This is a genomic window from Streptomyces inusitatus (genome assembly GCF_014651115.1).
In the GTDB taxonomy this organism is placed as follows: domain Bacteria; phylum Actinomycetota; class Actinomycetes; order Streptomycetales; family Streptomycetaceae; genus Streptomyces; species Streptomyces amakusaensis.
The window spans coordinates 25,535-43,348 of sequence record NZ_BMWG01000003.1 but is presented as its reverse complement, the minus strand read 5'-3'; the positions used below and the strand labels follow the sequence as shown (position 1 = coordinate 43,348).

The window sequence follows — 17,814 nt, the reverse complement described above, 5'->3', positions numbered from 1 at the left end:
TCCGCGGCTATGCTTCTGGTAGCGCTGCTGGTTGTGGGCCGGGCCTCCTGATTGAGGGAGGTGCGGCATGACGTGTCAGTTCATCGCGAACGCGGACACGATCCGGGTCACACGGCTGGACTCCTGCGGGCGCCCGATCTGTGGCGTCGACAATGGATTCGTTTTCGACTGCTTCGCCGAGCTGGCCATGAACGTCAACGTCGAGGACGGCGAGGACGTCGAGTACAAGGCGGCCAACGGTCGGCTGTGTGCCTTCAAGCGTGGCTGCCCGTCATTCCGAGGCTATGACCTGGAGTTGACGTTCCACGCCGTCTCGCCGGAGTTCATCGAGATCACCACGGGCAACCCGGTCGTGTTCGGGTTCGACGGGCAGCCCATCGGTTATGACGACTGCACCATCCAGTGCCACACGGGATTCGCCCTGGAGCTCTGGGCGGAGGTCATCGGGGAAGACCTGTGTGAGGCCGACGGCACAGGCGGGCAGTGGATCTACTTCCTTCTGCCATGGGTCACCAACGGCTACCTGGGAGACCTCGCGCCCGGGTCGGAGGCGGTCTCGCTCACCCTGTCCGGCGCTACCCGTACGGGCGGCGGCTGGGGCGTCGGCCCATACGACGTGATGCCGATCAACGCGGGCGGGACGGCCGGCCCGCTGCTCACCCCGGTCGGCCAGTCCTGCCACCGGCGCACCTTCCGCACGAGCATCGAGCCGCCTGAGCCGATCTGTGACTACGTGCCGGTCACGGGTGGCGTGTGCCTGGCGTCCTAGTGGATGACATGGACATTGTGGTGCCGGTGCGGGCGGTGCCCAGGGCCGAGCAGCTGCGGTACGCGCTGCGGTCCTGGGCGGCCAACCTCCCGCACCGGCGGGTGTGGGTGGTTGGCCACCGGCCGCCGTGGCTCACCGACGCAGGCCATATCCCGACCGTGCAGGACGGCAGCAAGTACCGGAACACCACGGCGGCGGTGCGGGCGGCCTGCCTCCACCCGGAGGTGTCCCAGACCTTCCTGCTGTGCAATGACGACTTCTTCGTCATGCACCCGCTGCCGGGCGGGATGCCGGTGCTCCACCGCGGCCCCGTCCGTACGGTTGAAGCGGCCTACGCGGCCCGGCCGGGGGAGTATCTGGAGGGGATGCGACAGACCCGGGAGCTGCTGACCGACCTCGGTCACCCGGAGCCGCTGTCGTACGAGCTGCACGTCCCCCTCCCGGTCGACCGGGACGGAATGCTCGACGCCCTGGACCTCGGCGGCCACCTCCCGGTGCTCCACAAGCGCACCCTGTACGGGAACCTCGCCGGGCTCGGCGGCGAGGAGATCGCTGACGTGAAGATCCTCCACCGCGCCCCGCGCGGATACGGTGCGGGGGACCGGTTCCTGTCCACGATGCCGGACAGCTTCACCAACGGGGCGGTGGGCCGGCACATCCGAGAGGCGTTCCCGCAGCGCTGCCGGTATGAGCGCGGAGGGCGGTAACGGTGGCGATCCAGGTAGGGCCCTGCGACCCGTGGCCGGTGAATTTGTGCTGCGACATCCCTGACGGGCTGGAGCAAGCCGACGTCGACCGGTGGACGATGGTGGCCTCCCAGTTGCTGTGGGCGCTGTCCGGACGCCGCTGGGGGCCATGCCCGGTCACCGTACGGCCCTGCCGGAAGACCTGCTTCGACACCGTGCCGTCCTGGCGGGTGTCCTGGGGCACAGTCGGCCCGTGGGTCCCGTACATCGGAACGGACGGACTGTGGCGCAACGCCTCCGTGTGCGGCTGCCGTACGGACTGCTCGTGCACAGAGCTGTGCGAGGTCTACCTCCCGGGCCCGGTGTACGACGTCCAGTCGGTCACCGTTGACGGCGTGGTCCTGGTCCCGGAGGCGTACCGTGTCGACGCCCCCGGCCGGCTCGTCCGCACCGACGGCGAGTGCTGGCCGGAGTGCCAGGACATGGCGGCTCCGGCGGGCGAGGAGGGGACGTTCGCGGTCACCTACCGGTGGGGTCTCCCGTTGACCGAGGCGGCTGTTGCGGCCGTCAGCGAGCTGACCTGTCACCTTCTGCGCGGCTGCGCGCCGGGAGGATGCGGCTGCAAGATCAACCGCTCCCTGACGCGGATCAGCCGGCAGGGAGTGGACATGGAGCTCCCGGACCCGACCGCCCTCCTCGCAGAGGGACTTACCGGCCTCCCGCTGGTGGATCTGTGGCTGACCACCGTCAACCCGGACGGGCTGACGAGCCCGAGCCGGGTCTACAGCCCCGACTACCGGCCGCCCCGGGTGCAGACATGGCCCTGAGCGCGCTGGAGATCCACGATCTCACCGAGGATGTTCTGGCGTGCGTGTGCGCGGCCCTCGCGTCGGCGGCCGAGACCGTGGAGGGTCAGCCGGGATGCCCGTGCAGGGCGTGCGTCGTCCCCGGCACGGTCGCCTGGGACTCCTGCGAGGATCCGTGCGCCGGGGACGGGGCGGGGCAGTTGTCGGTGTCCGTGATCCGGGCCTATGCCGCCACCCTCGACGGCTTTCCCGCCGAGGCCCGAACGGTATTCGGGGTCCGCGGCTGTGTGCCGCCCCCGTTCACCGCCGTGGAGATCGCGGTCACCCTGCTGCGCTGCACCCCCGGCTTCGACGAGCGGGGATGCCCGCCGTCCTGCGACGATCTCGCGCTCGCGGCCCGGCGGCTGCACGTCGACATGGTCACCGTGACGAACGCGCTGCTGTGCTGTCTGCCCGGGACCGCGCCGTCCCTGCGCCGGGGCCGGCGGTTCTCCCTGGGAGCCTCGCGCACGGTCGGTCCGGACGGCGGTTGCGTCGGGCTGGAGCAGCGGGCCACGGTCGCGCTCGGCGGATGCATCTGCCGGCCGGACGAGGGGACTTCGTGATGGGCCGGGGGCGGGCGGGGCCGGGGTGGCTGCGGACACTGGCCCACCACCGGGGGTGGCTCGCCTCACCTTCGCTGGCGTACCGGGGGGTGCCCTTCGGCCCGCAGAAGCGGGACCTCGCGGCCGAGGTCCAGGCCGCGATCCGGCGCGCCCACGACCCAGCGGTGTGCCATCCGTGCGTCCTGTCCAGGAGGGAGGACTCGTGCCCGTTTCTGTGACGATCGACCAGGGGGCCATCGCGCGGGCGCTACGGCTGAGGAGCGGTATCCCCGCGCGGCGGCTCGCCGCCCGCACGGAGCGGACAGCACGGTTCGCCGAGCAGGAGGCCCCCGGCAGCATGGGCTCCCTGATCACCTCGACCGTCGAGGATGGACCCGATGGTCTTCAGGGGGTCATCACGAGCACCCACTATGCGACCCGGTTCGTCCTCGACGGCACCCGGCCGCATCTGATTCGCCCGCGCCGCAAGCGCGCCCTGCGTTTCGAGGTAGGCGGCCGTGTCGTGTTCGCGGCGCTGGTGCGCCACCCGGGCACCCGCGCGAACAACTTCCTCCTGCGGGCGCTCCGCCTGGGACGCTGAGCCGAGGACGCCGAATATGCCCCTCCGGGGCGGGTGCAGTGATCGCGGACGGCGGCAGCCGGCGTCGATACCATGAGGTCACCGCGAGCCCCCTTCCAGGAGACCTCATGACGAACGGCACTCTCCTCAGCGACGCAGAGATCATCGTCCGGGGTATCGGCCTCGGAGGCTCGGCCGATATTGCTGCTGCCGTGAGAACCGCCGAGTTGGAAGGCCCGCTCACTCCCGACCGGATCGAGCGGCTCGCGCACAGCGACTGGGGCCCGGCCAGGGTCGAGGAGTTGCTCACCAGGCCGGTGCCCGAAGGCTGTGAGCAGGTCGGTCTGGCACGGATCTACCCTCTGGTGGATCAGAGGGGTTCGGATGCCAGGCTCTTGGCGGCCTCCGGGTATGGGTGGTTGCCGGGCTCGTACGCGACCCGTGAAGCGGCACTCCTTGCCTATGGCTACGTCCTCGGCGGAGAGGGATCGGGATATCTGGAAGATCTCCGCGACAAGATCACCCGCGGGGAGCGGCGGCCGATCGTCGCGGACGACCTCGTCGCCTTCGCCAGGAACTGATACCCCGGCTGGATCACAGACGCCGGCAGGCGGTCCGGTGCCCGATCAGCCGCCGCAGTCCGATCCTCCCGAACTGCTGCTGGAGCTGGAGGTGTCGCAGCTCGACGAACTGCCGCCGCTGGAGGGCGATGGGTTGGCGGAGGACCAGCCGGTCGATCCCGAATCGATGTAGGCGGTGCTGTCGTCGCGGCGCACCGGCTGATTGGCGGGACCGGCCGGAGCCGAGGACGTGGCGGGACGAGGGCGCTGCTCGCGCCTGCGGAAGACTCTCATGGGATGGCTGTGCCCCGATCTGTCAGCTTCAAAGCCGTTTTGGTCGCCGTGCGGGTGCTCTACTCTTCCCCGTACGTCGCTGGTTGTGGGCCGGGCGGAGGCATGAGACATGGAGTTGCCCCGTGAAGAGATCGTTTGCCCTCAACACCAAGCCCCACGTCGCCGAGGTCGGCGACGTGGAGCTGCTCTTCAAGCCCGAGGTGATGGGGGATGAGTTCCTCGACGCCTACGGACGCCTGGCGGAGACGAGGCAGCAGGTCGGCGCTGATGGGGACGATCTGAGCGGCGAGGATCCGAAGGTGCTGCGGAAGATCACCCAGAAGCTGCGCGTCTTCCTCGCCGCGCTGATGCTGCCGGAGTCGGCCCGCGTGTTCGCCCGTTGGGAGGTCCATGCCGACGGCGATGTGGTTGCGGCGTACGGGGATCCGGAGGAGGCCGAGGACGCAGCCCGGGAGATCGAGGGGGCGCGGGTCGTGGACTGTTCGATGCGGCTCCCGGACCGGATCCTCGTGGATCTGATGCAGTGGACCGTGGAGCTGTACGGCTCGGGGGGATCGGACCGCCCTCCTACGTCGTCTGGCGGCTCTGTGCCAGCATCGTTGAGGGCTGGGACTCCTGGGAGGGCGCGCTCGCGCTCCAAGGTGTAGATGTCCGGTCATGGACGCTGCGGACGATGCTCGCCGCAGCGGAGGCGCAGATCGATCAGTCCGCCGAGGACGACAAGGAGCGGGCCCGGAACCGGGCCAAGCTGTATGCCCCGCCGAAGGGCTGGCTGGCCCCTGGCGGCCGGCGGTCGCGTCCGGGCGCGATGACCACCGCGCAGGCGCAGGCGCTCATGCAGCAGCTTGCCGCCGAGGACGCACGGGTCACGGGCATGCGCAGCAGTTAACCTGAGGGCGCTGCTGGTTCTGGGCCGGGTACCACCACGTTCGCGTGAGGTGCCCCGGTGGCCGACGAGGAAGAATATGGCGTCGGCCGCATCCGGATCGTCCTGGACGATACGGACGCGGTTGCCGAGGCCCGCGACCTTGGCCAGCGGATCGCGCGGGCCCTGGAGCGCAGCACGCGCACTATCGGCGCGCAGATCCGCCGCGACATCCAACGCGGGCTACGCACCGCCGCCCTCACCGTCCAGGTCACCCCCGACCTCAGCCGGTTCGACGCCGCGCTCGCTCGCGGCCTGCGGTCCCTCACCGCCCAGGTCCAGGTCACCCCCGACCTCCGTCGGTTCGACGCCGCGCTCCTCGGCGGCCTGCGCCACCTGGACGGGATCAACATCCCGGTCCTCCCGGATGTCGGCCTCTTCGTCGAGCGGCTCCAAGCCGCTCTACAGGACGAGGAGATCCGGATCCGGGTGGTCCCCGACCTGGACGGCCTGGACGCGCGGATCCGCGCGCACTCCCCGCCCGACATCACCGTCGGCGTCGACGGGGACACCAGTTCTCTCTCCCGGGCCCTGTCCGGCCTTGGCGGCATCGCCGGCCGGGTGGCGGGCGCGCTCGGCGGGCTGCTCCGGTTCGGGGCGATCGGCATTGCGGCTGCCGGTGCGGCACAAGGAGTCGTTGGCCTCCTGGCGGCCCTTGCCCCGGCGGCCGGGATCATCGCGGCGCTCCCGGCCCTGTTCATCGGGGTCAAGGTCGCTGCGGCGACGCTGGACCTTGCGCTCGTCGGGGTCAGTGACGCGTTCAGCGCCGCGTTCGGGACCGCCGAGGAGTTCCAGAAGAGCCTGGAGAAGCTCTCCCCCGCCGCGCAGGCGGCGGCGCGGGAGGTCCGGGCCCTCGCCCCGGCGCTGAAGGCCGTCCAGCAAGCTGTCCAGGACGCGTTCTTCAGCCAGTTCTCCGGCCAGATCACCACGGCCGCGAAGAACCTTCTCCCCCTCAAGGCCAACCTCCAGAACCTCGCCGCGTCCTTCGGGGCGGTGGCCTCCGAGGGCCTGAAGGTCCTCTCGACGCAGCGGTCGCTCGGATCGCTGGGGTCGATCGTCGATGGCACCAGGGATGCTGTCGGCGGCCTCGTCGTCGGAATCGGCCCCCTGGTCAAGGGGCTCCTGGACGTCGCGGCTGCGGTCAGCAAGGCGTTCGGCGCTGAGCTGGGGTCGGGCATCGCCGGCGTCACGACCCGGATCGGCGAGTTCCTGACCCGCCTCGCGGAGTCCGGGCGCGCGGTCGAGCTGGTCGATAATGCGCTGACCACGCTCGCGCAGATCGGCGACGTCCTCGGCAATGTCGGCCAGATCATCTCCGGCATTTTCAGTGCCGCGACCGCTTCCGGCGGCGGGTTCCTGGCGAACCTCCAGCAGATCACCCGAAGCTTCGCCGAGTTCGTCAACTCCGCCCAGGGGCAGGAGGCCATCGGGGCGATCTTCTCCACGCTGGCGACGGTCGCCGCCCAGTTGGGTCCGATCTTTTCGGCGCTGGTCACGCAGATCGGGGCCATCGCCCCCGCGTTGGCACCCGTTTTCGCCGCGCTTGGCCCGGCCATCACCGGGCTGATCAATGCGCTCGGGCCGGCGCTCGCCGCGATCGCCCCCAGCTTGCAGGCCGTCGCCCAGGGCCTCGCCGGGGCCTTCGCGGTCATCGGCCCGGCGCTCGCTCCGCTCGGCACGGCGATCGGCAGCGTCATCACCGCGCTGGCGCCGCTGCTGCCGCTCGTCGGGCAGCTCGTCGCTTCGCTGGCGACCGCCCTCGCCCCTGTCCTGACAACGCTGTCAGCCGCGCTGGCTCCGGTGATCACTGCCCTCGTCGGCGCGCTGATGCCGGTCTTGCCGGTGATCGCGGCTGCGTTCGTGCAGCTGGTCAGCGCGATCGCCCCGCTGGCTACGGGCATCGGCCAGGCCCTGGCCCAGCTCCTGACCGGCCTCGCGCCGGTCTTCACGACGCTGTCCGGCGCTCTGGCGCAGATCGTGTCCGCGTTCGCGCCGCTGATCCAGCAGCTGACCGCGGCGCTCCTCCCGGTTCTCCCGGTGGTGGTGAACGCGGTCCTCGCGCTCTTCCAGGCGCTCATGCCAATCGTTCCGGCCGTCGCCGGGCTCGCCACAGCCCTCGCCCCGCTGCTCAGCGGCTTTCTCTCCCTCGCCGCACCTGTCCTCCAGGTCGTGGCCGCGTTCGCGACGTGGAGCACTCTGAACATCATCGTCCCGATCGTTGAGGGGATCGTGGCCGTCCTTGTCGGCCTGGTGAACGGGATCACCGCGACGATCACGTTCCTGGTCGAGCTGCCGGGCAAGATCAGCAGCGCTCTTTCGTCCATGGGCGCGGCGATCTCCTCGTTCTTCTCGTCGCTGTTCGCCACGGTCGGTGCCGCCCTGTCGACCGGGTTCCAGGTGGTCGTCGGGTTCTTCACCGCGCTCCCCGGTCAGATCGGTGCCGCCCTGTCGATCGGGTTCGAGGCGGTCGTCGGGTTCTTCACCGCGTTGCCGGGCCGGATCGGTGCCGCCCTGGTGGCGCTGCCGGGCCTGCTGTATCAGCTCTTCCTCGACGCCATGTTCGGGCTAGGGTTCGTCGTCGGCTCGGCGATCAGAGCGCTGATCTTCCTCTTCTTCGAGCTGCCGACGAAAATCGCCGACGCGCTGGCCGGCCTCGGCGTGGCGCTGTTCAACGTCTTGACGTCGGCGTTCACCACGGCAAAGTCAGCCATCGGCAGCTTCATCACGGGCGCGGTGGCGTTCTTCGCAGCCCTGCCAGAACGTATTGGCGCGTTCGCTACAGCGCTCGGGGTGCGGCTGTTGTCGGCGTTGACGTCGGCGTTCACCACGGCGAATTCAGCCATCAGCAGTTTCATCACGAGGGCGGTGGCGTTCTTCGCCGCCCTGCCGGGGCGTGCCCGGAGCGCGATCAGCAGTCTCACGTCGACCGTGGTCGGCGTGGTTCGGTCGACGACGACCTCGGCGCTCTCGGCCATCAGTAACTTCATCGGACGGGCTGTCACCTTCCTTCGAGAGCTGCCCGGAAAGGCCCGCTCAGCACTGTCCGGTGCTAAGTCTGCCCTGGTAAGTGCCGGTACGGACCTGATCCTTGGCATGATCAGCGGGATCAAGGCGGCGGCGGACCGGCTCGTGTCGGTGGCCAAAGACGTCGTAGGTTCTGCGGTCGCCGGAGCGAAGTCCGCGCTGGGGATCTCCTCCCCTTCGAAGGTCTTCGCAGAGATCGGCAAGGACACCGGACTCGGCTTCATCAAGGGCCTCACCGGCACGGCCGCGCAGATCAAGGACACCATCGAGCGGATGGTGAAGGCGATCACGGCCGCATTCAAGGGCCGGTCGTCCACCGTCGACGACCGCCTCGTCGCCGGTCTCCGCGCAGCCAACACCAAGCTCCAGTCCCTGGCCAAGCAGCGCGAGGCGCTCGCCAAGCGCATCGCAGACGCCCAGAAGCTGGCGGCCGATACGACGGCCGCCGCCCTGTCGACGTTCTCCTTGCAGAACATCACCCAGGGCCAGACCGAGGTGAACAGCGACACGATCATCCGCGGCCTCAAGGCGGGGCTGAACCAGGTGACGAACTTCACCCGGCAGATCGATGCCCTGGCCAAGCGCGGCCTGCACAAGAACCTGCTGCAACAGCTCATCGGCCTCGGGCCGGAGCAAGGGGCCCAGCTCGCCCAGGCCCTGTCCGAGACGGACAAGGCCACGCTGAAGAGGATCAACAGCCTCCAGAGCGACCTGGTGTCGGCGTCGGGGAAGCTGGGCCGGACCGGCGCTGACGCGCTGTACGACGCGGGCAAGTCGGCGGGCAAGGGCTTCCTCGCCGGCATCAAGGCGGAGCGCAAGGCGATCGAGAAGCTGATGCTCGACATCGCCACGGGGATGCAGCGCGCCATCAGGGCAGCCCTGGACATCAAGTCCCCCTCCGGCGTCTTCCGTGCCATCGGCGAGCTGACGGGTGCCGGGCTCCGTGCCGGGCTGATCACCAGCATCAGCGCGCTCCAGGACGCTGCCCGGACGGCTGCCCGGGGCGTCGTCTCCACGGTCGGCGGCGAGTTCTCGCGCATGGGGCCTCTGCCGCTGAGTGTGCCGGCCGGGGACGTCGTCCCGCTCACCCGGGAGCAGCGCTCCCGGCAGCGGACGCAGGAGGGCGGCGGCGGGCGGGCAGCCGCCGCCGGGCAGGTGATCAACATCAGCATCACCGAGGTCGGGTCCGCGCGAGCCACGGCCCACCGGGTCGTCACCCGCCTCGCCCTCGCGGGAGGCGGGGGCCTGTAGCCCTCTCCTCCAGGAGGGGCGGGCCGGGCCGCCCGTACACTGTCGGGCGCGCCGCTGGTTGTGGGCCGGGCTGTCACCATCCGAGCAGATGGGTAGCCCGTGGCGCTCCTTGACTATTTCTCCCTGGGCGGTGTCGAGATCGCCAACCACGTCCGGCTGGCTGCCTATGCCGAGTCGGAGTCGGTCGGGACGTCGCTGGACAGCTTCTTCCCGTGCGTGTGCCCGACGCTCACCGCCGAGATGCTGGGTGATCTGCCCTACGTGGACCCGGCGACAGATGAAGCGCCCTGGTACGACTCGGCCGTCCCTGCCAGCGAGGACTTCGCCGGACTGCTCGTGCTGTCGATGGATGGCCTGGACGATCACCCCGTGAGGCGGGCGGTGACGAATTCGATCGCCGGCGGGGGTGTCCTGGGACCGGCGCGCGCCGGACCCCTCACGATCGTCGTGACCGCCGTACTCCTGGGACGCACCTGCTGCGGGGTGGAGTACGGCCGCCACTGGCTGTCGGAGGCGTTGCAGGGCTGCGCGGGCAACGCCTGCGAGGGCGACTGCATGACGGTCTTCACGTGCTGCCCGGACGAGGAGCTGGATCAGGAGTGCTTCAACGACGGGCACCGGCGCACGCTGCGGCGGGTCGCCCTGGTCGACGGGCCGAGGGTCATCGGGCGGGCGGGGAGCGGCTGCTCGGCCGGGGAGTGCAGCGCGGGGGCGGACGTGATCACGGTGGAGTTCACGCTCGTCGCCGGGGTGCCCTGGCTGTGGACGGACCAGGTGCCGATCTTCGAACTCGCGCCGCCCGCCGACGACAGCGACACGTGTGTGACCTGGTGTTTCCCGGAAGGGCCGGGCGGGCCGACGGACTGCCTGGACCTGGTCGAGACCTGCCCTTCGGGATCGCTGTCGGTGCCTGCCGGTACGGGTGCGTGCGCGCTGGCGTGGCCGGTGCGCGACGAGTCCGTGCCGTGTGATGCGCCCTGCCGCCACGCGGTCTGCGAGGACCCCACTGCGGCCTGCTCGGACCCGCTGTGCCAGGCGCCCACGCCGCCGTCGGTCGCGGAGCTGAAGACCTGCTACTGCCTCCCGCTGGCCGTCGAGCGGCAGTGCTGCGAGCTGGATCTGTCGGAGTGCCCGGCTTGGTCGGTGGACACTCCGGTCATCACGGTCCGGGCGGGCTCGCACGAGCTGCGGAATCTGACCATCAGGCTGTTCGAGCGGACACCGGCCCACGGGACGATGACCTGCGAGGAGATCGCCGACGCGGACCGTTGTAGCCCCCTCGCGGTCTACCACGTCGCGCATGTGCCGGCGGACGGGGCGGTGACGATCGACGGGCAGACCGGCCGGGCGACTGTGGAGTGCGCCGGGGTGTGTGAGACCAGCAGCGATGTCTACGGGCGGGACGGAGGCCCGCTGACCTTCCCTGTGATGGCCTGCTCCAGCTACATCCTCTGCCTGGAGTCCGACGTGGAGAACCCGCCGGCAGCGGACGCCGTCGTCCGCATGAGCGTCAGCGGCCGGGGCTTCTAGCTACCCTGGGTGCGCCGCTGGTTGTGGGCCGGGCCTCCTACCCATGCGGGGAGTTCCCTCCGTGACCGTAGCTGGATGCGGCAGCCATACCGCCAGGATCATCGACCGCGATGGCGGCACGGTGTCCCAGGCGGACATCCTGGTCGAGGTCGAGTGGTCCCGGCTGCTCGACGACACCAGCACCGCGCGGATCCTGGTGCAGCCGGAGGGCGACTGCTGCGAGCAGCTCGGCCGGGTGCGCGCCTGGCGGCACACCCTGGCGATCTACCGCGAGGGGATGCTGGTGTGGACGGGGCCGATCGTCAGAGTCGAATGGGGCCTCGGCCGGGTCGAGGTGTTCGCGTCGGACATCAGCGTGTGGCTCGACCGGCGAGTCCCGCACGACTCGATGACGTTCACCGACGTGGATCTGACGAGGATCGCCGAGTGGCTCATCACCGACGCCTTCGCCCCGGACGACCCGGGCCACACGGTCACGGTCGTCGGCCTGGCCCGGGTCCATGGCTCCCGGAGTTACATCAAGGAGGTCGGCCAGAGCGGTGACCATCTGCGCGACCTGGCGGAGACCGGCATCGACTACACCGTCGTGGGCGCGAACATCCTGCTGCTCCCCGAGGACCACCAGGCCAGCGTCGGCCGTCTGTCGGATGCGGACTTCCCCGAGGGCCTGGTCGTCGCGGAGGACGGTGCGTCCCTCGCCACCCGGTGGATCGTCGCGGGCGACGACGAGGGCGACGTCCTCGGGACGGCCGGCGGCAGCCACGCCTACTACGGGCTGCTGGAGCAGTACCTCGAACAGACGGCGATCACGGACGACGCGTCGGCCGAGCAGGCCGCCCGCGCGAAGCTGAGGGCGAGTCTCCCGGTGCCGGTGTTCGTGGACTCCCAGGAGGTCACCATTAGCCCCCAGGCCGCCGTGGACGTGGCCACGTTGGTGCCGGGCTGGTGTCTGGACATCACCAGCGCGCTGACGTGCCGGACGGTCACCCAGCGGTTGAAGATCACGGGCGTGCGGGTCGAGGAGGACGGCGGTACCGACGACGACCCGGGCGCGGAGCGCATTCAGGTCCAGGTCGCGGTGACCGGGGCGGAGGGGTCCTGATGGCGACGCGAGGAGGCCCCGCGTACCGGTTCCAGGGGAATCCGCTGGGCGGGATCCTGCGGGACCTGGACCGGCGGGCCCGGTCCACGACGAACCGCGGGGGGAAGGGGCGGACGGGGCCGCGCGGACCGGCAGGACCGCCAGGCCCGCAGGGGCCCGTAGGTCCGGCCCGGTCGGCGGAGAGAGTGGACGCCTCGGTCCTGGAGACCGACGTCGACGGGCGGGCGCGCTGGACCTTCATGCTCCCGTTCACCGGGCTGCCGGTCCTCTCCGCCGTGGCGGTTGATCCGGATCCGGGTGGCGAGCAGCCCGTCGTTGCTGTGCTGGAGGAGGTCGCGGCCACTCACGCGGTGCTCCGGGTCTGGTGGGTACGGCCGCAGCCCGGCTCCGGTGTGGCGGAACCGGCAGGGCCCGGGGTGCGGGTCCATGTAACGGCCCGTCCGGTCTCCGGCTGAGGCCGTGCCGTTACCCTGTGTCCGCTGCTGGTTGTGGGCCGGGCGCGGGTGCTTCTGGAGGGATGAGCCCTGATGGCCAGCGTGTGCGTGTGCACGGACTACTTCACGGTCGACGATGATGGTCAGCTCTGCCTGATCCCCGGCCGCCAGGGCCTGCGGGAGACCCTGATCTTCGACAACCCGGGGACCTTCCAGTTCCAGAAGGCGGACTACCCGTGGCTGGCCCGGGTGATGGTCCGGGTGCAGGGTGCCGGCGGGGGCTCGGCCGGGGCGAACGCCGCTGCGGGGGAGTGCATCGTCCGGCCCGGCGGCACCGGCGGCGGCTACTCGGAGTCCCTGGTCGAGGCCGCGTCCCTCGGGGCGATGGAGACGATCGTCGTGGGGGCGGGCGGCGATCCCGGAGACCCGAACGACGCCGGCGGCGCTGGCGGCAACTCCTCCTTCGGCGGCTTCGCCACCGCGCCGGGCGGCTCCGGCGGGACCGCCTCGCAGACGTCCGGCACGGTCCTCGACGCCACGTCCGGCATCAGCGGGCCGCTGGCCGGCATCGGCGACCTGAACCTCGGCGGCGGCGCGAGCGACGGAGCGATCCGGCTGAACGCCACCAACGGCCTGTCCGGGAAAGGCGGGGACTCCCACCTCGGGACAGGCGGATTCCCCCGCGCCACGGAGGGAGCGGGTACCGCGCCGCGCGGCGTCGGCGGCGGTGCCGGAGGCGCGCTCTCGTACGGCGGTAGCTTCTCGGGGGGAACCGGCGGGATTGGGCTGGTGATCGTGGAGTTGTACGGCTGAGCCCCGACACCCCCTCCCGGACACCTGTCCGGCATCGTGTCCGGACAGCTGTCCGCGCAGGTCAGCGGGATGACCGCCTGAGTGTCCGGACATCCCTCCGTCGTGTCCGGACATGTCCCCGGGCACTGTCCGGACTGGTGTCCGGACCGGTGTCCGGACCGGTGTGCGGGGTGGCGCGTAGACTCGGCCCGACGCCGCTGGTTCTGGGCCGGGCCGAGGAACCCCCTGACACGGGAGGAATCTTGGCGCGCTGCGGCTGCGGAGGCGGGGCCTGTAACTGCTCCATCGACGCCGGCTCGGGAGTGACCGTCAGCGGCTCCGGCACCCCAGCGAATCCCTTCGTCATCTCCGCTACCGCTCTCGACTGCGCAGTGGTCCGGCCCTGCATCTCCGCCGGGCAGGGAGCGACGTACAACTCCGGGACCGGCGTCGTCGCGGCCCGGCCGTCCACCGACGCGGGCAACACCATCCAGTTCGGCGGCGACGGGGGGCTGTACGCGGCAACGCACTGCCCGACAGTGCGGCAGTGCCTCTCCGAGGGCGACGGCATCGACTACAACCCGGCGACCGGGGTGATCTCCGCGCGCCCGTCGACCGACGCCGGGAACAACCTCGCGATCGGCGGCGACGGCGGGCTGTTCGTCCCGACAGGGGCGGCCACCGTCACCACAGGCTGTGGGCTCACCGGAAACGGAGCGGTCGCTACGCCGGTCCGGGCGCAGGTCGGCACCTGGGCCTACCCCTGCGACCTGGACGACCATGCCGGGCAGACTTACTGCGACAGCGCCGGGGTCCTGCGCGGGGAACCGCGCGGCCAGGCGACGTTCGACCAGAGCGTCATCGAGCAGTCCTACCCGTCGCTCGCGGTCCCGGCCGGCACCGACGTGCTGATCGAGACGCGCCCCTTCGACATCACGAACCCCGACCCCTGCCGCGACGCCTTCGTGGTCTTCGAGTGCGAACTCGACGTCGACTTCACCCTGCCAGCAGGCGCCGGGGCAGCCGCGTCGATGTTCACCGACGACATCATCTACATGGAGAACACCGGCTCCAGCACCCAGGATGCTGTCCACGTGCAGGTTTGCAAGGTTTTCCTGCGAACGGTTCCCGCCGGCGGTGTGCTGGCTTCGCCCATTGAGGTGCGGATGGGGCGGGGATCGGGCGGCGCGGCCTACACCAGGATCCAGACCGCGACCAGGGCGTTCATCTTCAACCTGTGAGGAGGGAGGTACCGGTGGGTGAATCGACTCTCTACTACCGGCACGAGGACGGGTCCGTGTCGAGCCAGATCACCACGCGGGCAGCCACGGAGGTGGCCGCCCGGCCGGGAGCGGTCGCGATCACGAAGAGCGTGTTCGACAAGGCTCTCGCGAAGATCGAGGCGGCGAACGCCGAGCTGGTGGCCGTGCGGCGGCTCGGTGAGGCGCGGCAGCGCAGCGAGGACTACGATGCGCTGCTCGCTGCCGGGATCCCGGCAGCGACCGCGAGCCGGCTGTCCGGACACACCCTGGCGGATGCGTGATGACCAGTCAGACACCCAGCGTGGGCCGCATCGTGCACTACGTCTCCCACGGCACCCCGCTCCGTAGCGACGGCAGCCAGGCGTTTCGTTCGGCCTGTCGGGGGGCGATGGTCACCGAGGTCGACTCGAACGACCCCGGCCGCGTCGGTCTCGCGATCGAGAACCCGACCGGCAAGTTCTACCACCCGCTGTCGGACGGCGGTTGCGTGCTCGACGAGGCCGGGTGCGGTGCCGGTCTGGGCGGGACCTGGCACTGGCCGGAGTGGCGGTGACCTCGACGGGCATTCCGTGGCTGGATGCCGTTCTGGTCTGGGGTGGAGCGGCCACCATCCTGGCCGGCCTCGGTGGCATGTTGTGGCGGGGGGGCCGTGCCATGACTCGGACCGGACAGATGGTCGACCGGTTCATGGACGACTGGTGCGGGGAGCCTGAGCGCCCTGGTGTTCCGGCCCGGCCCGGAGTGATGGAGCGAGTCGGAGGGATCGAGGACCGGCTGAGCAGAGTGGAGCATGAGCTGCACCCCAACGAGGGGGGAAGCCTCCGCGATGCGGTCGACCAGATGAACAGCCGGCTTCGGCGGCTGTGTCCGGACCAGCCGGAATCTGACTGCCCGCCATCGCCGTCCCTCGGGGCGGACTAAGACGAGGGCGTCCCGCTCCCCAAGGCTCCGGGGGCGGGACGCCCTCCTTCGCGTGTCGGTCTGGCGAGCGCCCGCTCGGCGCGTATTGTCAATCGCGTCAACAGTCAACGCTGACGCTGCTCATCGCTACGTGGCCCGACGAAGACGCCCCGCCCGGATTCCGAGCGGGGCGTCTTCGCGTGCGGGTCAGGCGTCGGCGCGCCGACCGGCCAGGTCGAGGACCATCGCGGTGTAGAGCGGCGCGTCCTCCCACGGGCGCGCCACCCCGACACTCCGGTAGCCCCACGCGGCGTATGCGGACTGCGCCGGGGATGCCTCCGGCTCGGGCCGGACCGTGAGCGTCACCCGCTCTGCGTCCAGGCCATTCAGAAGGTACGTATGGAGAGCGCGCGCGATGCCTCGTCTGCGCCACGGCGCACGGACGGCCAGCTCCAGGATGGCCCATGTACGGATGCCGTCCTCGCGCATGAAGTCGTCCGACAGCGGCCTGTCGACATTCCTCCACCACCCGGTGATGGACGGCAGGGGATAGCCGTAGGCGAAGCCCACGACGTCGTCGCCGTCGCGAGCGAGGACCAGACGGATACCCTGCTGCGCCGCGTGGACGGTGTAGCTGCCGACGAACCCGGCGACGTCGCTCGGGCCTTCGTTGTACGGAGGCTCGGCGTAGATCTCCTCGTACGCGGGAAGGAACGCGTCGAGCTGGGGCCAGGCCTCCTGGTCGTGGAATCGCTCGTACGTCATCCGGTCGGGCATTACGCCGCTCCTTTCATGTCTGCGTACTCGGTCAGATGCTCGGCCGCTTCCTGCGCGGCGGGGCTGTCGACTGCATGGAGCGCCCCGGCTACCTCGTGCAGTCGCCGCATGACGCGCCCGGACTCGACCTCTTCCAGGTTCTCCAGATTCGCCACGGCGTGAGCGGCTCCTTCGTCGACCTCGCCGGCGTCGATCAGAGCGCGGGCGAAGGTGAACTTGTACAAGGCCCTGTTTCGGCCGTAGTTGGCCTCCTGATGGGCGAGAGCTGCCCGGAGGAAGTGCGTCGCGGCCCCGTGGTGGCCCATCTCCGTATTGAGGAGGCCCTGCGCGTACTCCAGCTCGGCCGGCCCGTGGAAGGAGGTCCACTCGGGAGAAGGGCGGCCACGGCCGTCCTTCTCGACGAACCGCATGGCGTCGGCCAGTCGCCGACTGGCCCCCTTGCCGTCGGCGAGCAGCGACAGCGCCCGCGCTTCCCGGACGGCGATGACGGACTGGAGCAGGGGGGATCCGAGCCGGGCCGCGCGCTCCTGGGCCGCGCGGGCCAGATCCAGGCCGTCACGGACGCGCCCTTCATGGCATGCCTGCAAGGCCATGGAGGAGAAGACCAGGATCTCCAGATTGGTGTCCTGGATCATGGTCGCCGTGGTCAGGGCCTCTCCCCAGTACCGGCGGGCGCTGGGCTGGTCCTCCGCGTCGTAGTACAGCCATCCGCAGTGCTCGGCGATCTCCCCCGAGAGGAGCTGGAGCTGACGTCCGATCGTGTCGGGGTAGTGCCCGGAGTTGATGACGCGGCGGACTCGACGCAGGTGCCGGACGGCCAGCGAGCGGACGTCGCCGCCCCCGTATGCGTCGTCGAGCTGGAAGAGGGCTTGGAGTCCGGAGCGCAGTTCGATGAGGTGGGTGGTCCCGACAGCGCCTGTGTCTCCGAGCAGGCTGAGCGGTCGCTCGTGGGCAGGGAGACCAAGGCCGGCTGCTGCGCCAACGGTATCGGTCAGGAAGGCTCGTCGGTCCACGGAGGTGCTGCCTCTCTGTGTGGGGAGCGGTACGTTCCCCACGGTGGCACCTGGCGGAGGCCCAGGGAACCCTAGGCGGCTCGGGCAGATCCCGAACATGGCGTGCAGAACCCTCCAGGCGCGCGCCCGGGGTGCGGGAGGGTCGGGTTGACGCCATCGCCGGGCCTGGCGGTCGGTCAGCGTGACTGCCTCGCCCAGAACATCGGCTGTGGCCTGGAAGGCGCGCAAGAAGTCCGCCGGTCTGTCCCAGCCTTGCAGGAGGCAGGCCTGCTCGAAGGGCGTCAGCTCTGGCATCCCGTCACCTCCGGTGATCTGAATCCACCTGACGGTAGCGACTCCGGAGGGTCGAAAAGGCCGCTTCGGTGAAAAGTCCGCCTGAAAGTCCGCCTGAAGGTCCGGCGAGGCCGGTTTAGCGGGAGTTGGCTCATATGTGAAGGGGTCAACGCACGGTTTCCATCGCGACGAGCCGCCTGGGAGTGCAATGCCGGACGCACACGCACGAGACGACGAAGAGGGCTCTGCTGC

19 protein-coding genes are annotated in these 17,814 nt (G+C 70.4%); 17 read left to right on the top strand and 2 right to left on the bottom strand.

Annotation, left to right across the window (positions count from 1 at the left end):
- The first annotated feature begins 67 nt into the window (after positions 1–67).
- From IE247_RS07605 to IE247_RS07530, 17 genes are all read left to right on the top strand, one after another.
- Positions 68–769, top strand: coding sequence for a hypothetical protein (locus IE247_RS07605; protein WP_229868830.1), 702 nt, complete (start codon positions 68–70; stop codon positions 767–769).
- 8 nt (positions 770–777) lie between these two features.
- Entirely contained in the window at positions 778–1,476 is a 699-nt protein-coding gene (locus IE247_RS07600; protein WP_190122173.1) for a hypothetical protein, read from the top strand.
- 2 nt (positions 1,477–1,478) lie between these two features.
- Positions 1,479–2,282, top strand: coding sequence for a hypothetical protein (locus IE247_RS07595; protein WP_190122172.1), 804 nt, complete (start codon positions 1,479–1,481; stop codon positions 2,280–2,282).
- On the top strand, positions 2,273–2,866 hold the full coding sequence (locus IE247_RS07590; RefSeq protein WP_190122171.1) for a hypothetical protein: 594 nt from the start codon (positions 2,273–2,275) through the stop codon (positions 2,864–2,866). Before IE247_RS07595 ends, IE247_RS07590 begins: the two co-directional genes overlap by 10 nt.
- A 202-nt stretch (positions 2,867–3,068) precedes the next feature.
- Positions 3,069–3,446: a hypothetical protein gene (locus IE247_RS07585; RefSeq protein WP_190122170.1), complete on the top strand. Its 378-nt coding sequence runs from the start codon at positions 3,069–3,071 to the stop codon at positions 3,444–3,446.
- A gap of 107 nt (positions 3,447–3,553) precedes the next feature.
- Positions 3,554–4,006 carry a hypothetical protein gene (locus IE247_RS07580; RefSeq protein WP_190122169.1) on the top strand — a complete coding sequence of 151 codons (453 nt, stop codon included), beginning with the start codon at positions 3,554–3,556 and terminating at the stop codon, positions 4,004–4,006.
- Positions 4,007–4,043: 37 nt separating this feature from the next.
- The gene (locus IE247_RS34730) at positions 4,044–4,178 is read left to right on the top strand and encodes a hypothetical protein (protein ID WP_268247186.1); all 135 of its coding nucleotides are present in this window, start codon (positions 4,044–4,046) and stop codon (positions 4,176–4,178) included.
- Positions 4,179–4,401: 223 nt separating this feature from the next.
- Positions 4,402–4,926, top strand: a complete 525-nt coding sequence (locus IE247_RS07575; protein WP_190122168.1) for a hypothetical protein — start codon at positions 4,402–4,404, stop codon at positions 4,924–4,926.
- A 26-nt stretch (positions 4,927–4,952) separates the two neighbouring features.
- Entirely contained in the window at positions 4,953–5,168 is a 216-nt protein-coding gene (locus IE247_RS07570; RefSeq protein WP_190122167.1) for a hypothetical protein, read from the top strand.
- A gap of 57 nt (positions 5,169–5,225) precedes the next feature.
- The gene (locus IE247_RS07565) at positions 5,226–9,479 is read left to right on the top strand and encodes a phage tail protein (RefSeq protein ID WP_190122166.1); all 4,254 of its coding nucleotides are present in this window, start codon (positions 5,226–5,228) and stop codon (positions 9,477–9,479) included.
- Between the two features lie 99 nt (positions 9,480–9,578).
- Entirely contained in the window at positions 9,579–11,009 is a 1,431-nt protein-coding gene (locus tag IE247_RS07560) for a hypothetical protein (RefSeq protein ID WP_190122165.1), read from the top strand.
- Between the two features lie 61 nt (positions 11,010–11,070).
- On the top strand, positions 11,071–12,111 hold the full coding sequence (locus IE247_RS07555) for a hypothetical protein (RefSeq protein ID WP_229868827.1): 1,041 nt from the start codon (positions 11,071–11,073) through the stop codon (positions 12,109–12,111).
- A gap of 185 nt (positions 12,112–12,296) precedes the next feature.
- Positions 12,297–12,566, top strand: coding sequence for a hypothetical protein (locus tag IE247_RS07550; protein WP_190122163.1), 270 nt, complete (start codon positions 12,297–12,299; stop codon positions 12,564–12,566).
- 72 nt (positions 12,567–12,638) lie between these two features.
- Positions 12,639–13,358, top strand: a complete 720-nt coding sequence (locus IE247_RS07545; RefSeq protein WP_190122162.1) for a glycine-rich domain-containing protein — start codon at positions 12,639–12,641, stop codon at positions 13,356–13,358.
- Positions 13,359–13,600: 242 nt separating this feature from the next.
- Entirely contained in the window at positions 13,601–14,578 is a 978-nt protein-coding gene (locus IE247_RS07540; protein ID WP_190122161.1) for a hypothetical protein, read from the top strand.
- 14 nt (positions 14,579–14,592) lie between these two features.
- Positions 14,593–14,880 (top strand): hypothetical protein, encoded by a 288-nt coding sequence (locus IE247_RS07535; RefSeq protein ID WP_190122160.1) that lies wholly within the window; start codon positions 14,593–14,595, stop codon positions 14,878–14,880.
- Complete coding sequence (locus tag IE247_RS07530) at positions 14,880–15,152, top strand: hypothetical protein (protein ID WP_190122159.1); 273 nt, start codon at positions 14,880–14,882, stop codon at positions 15,150–15,152. The genes IE247_RS07535 and IE247_RS07530 overlap by 1 nt, the downstream gene beginning before the upstream one ends.
- 554 nt (positions 15,153–15,706) lie before the next feature.
- Here the strand turns inward: IE247_RS07530 and IE247_RS07525 are convergent.
- Together IE247_RS07525 and IE247_RS07520 are read right to left on the bottom strand one after the other, a co-directional pair.
- Positions 15,707–16,276, bottom strand: a complete 570-nt coding sequence (locus IE247_RS07525) for a GNAT family N-acetyltransferase (protein WP_190122158.1) — start codon at positions 16,274–16,276, stop codon at positions 15,707–15,709.
- Complete coding sequence (locus tag IE247_RS07520; protein WP_190122157.1) at positions 16,276–17,583, bottom strand: NsdA family TPR-like regulatory protein; 1,308 nt, start codon at positions 17,581–17,583, stop codon at positions 16,276–16,278. The genes IE247_RS07525 and IE247_RS07520 overlap by 1 nt, the downstream gene beginning before the upstream one ends.
- Between the last annotated feature and the right edge of the window lie 231 nt (positions 17,584–17,814).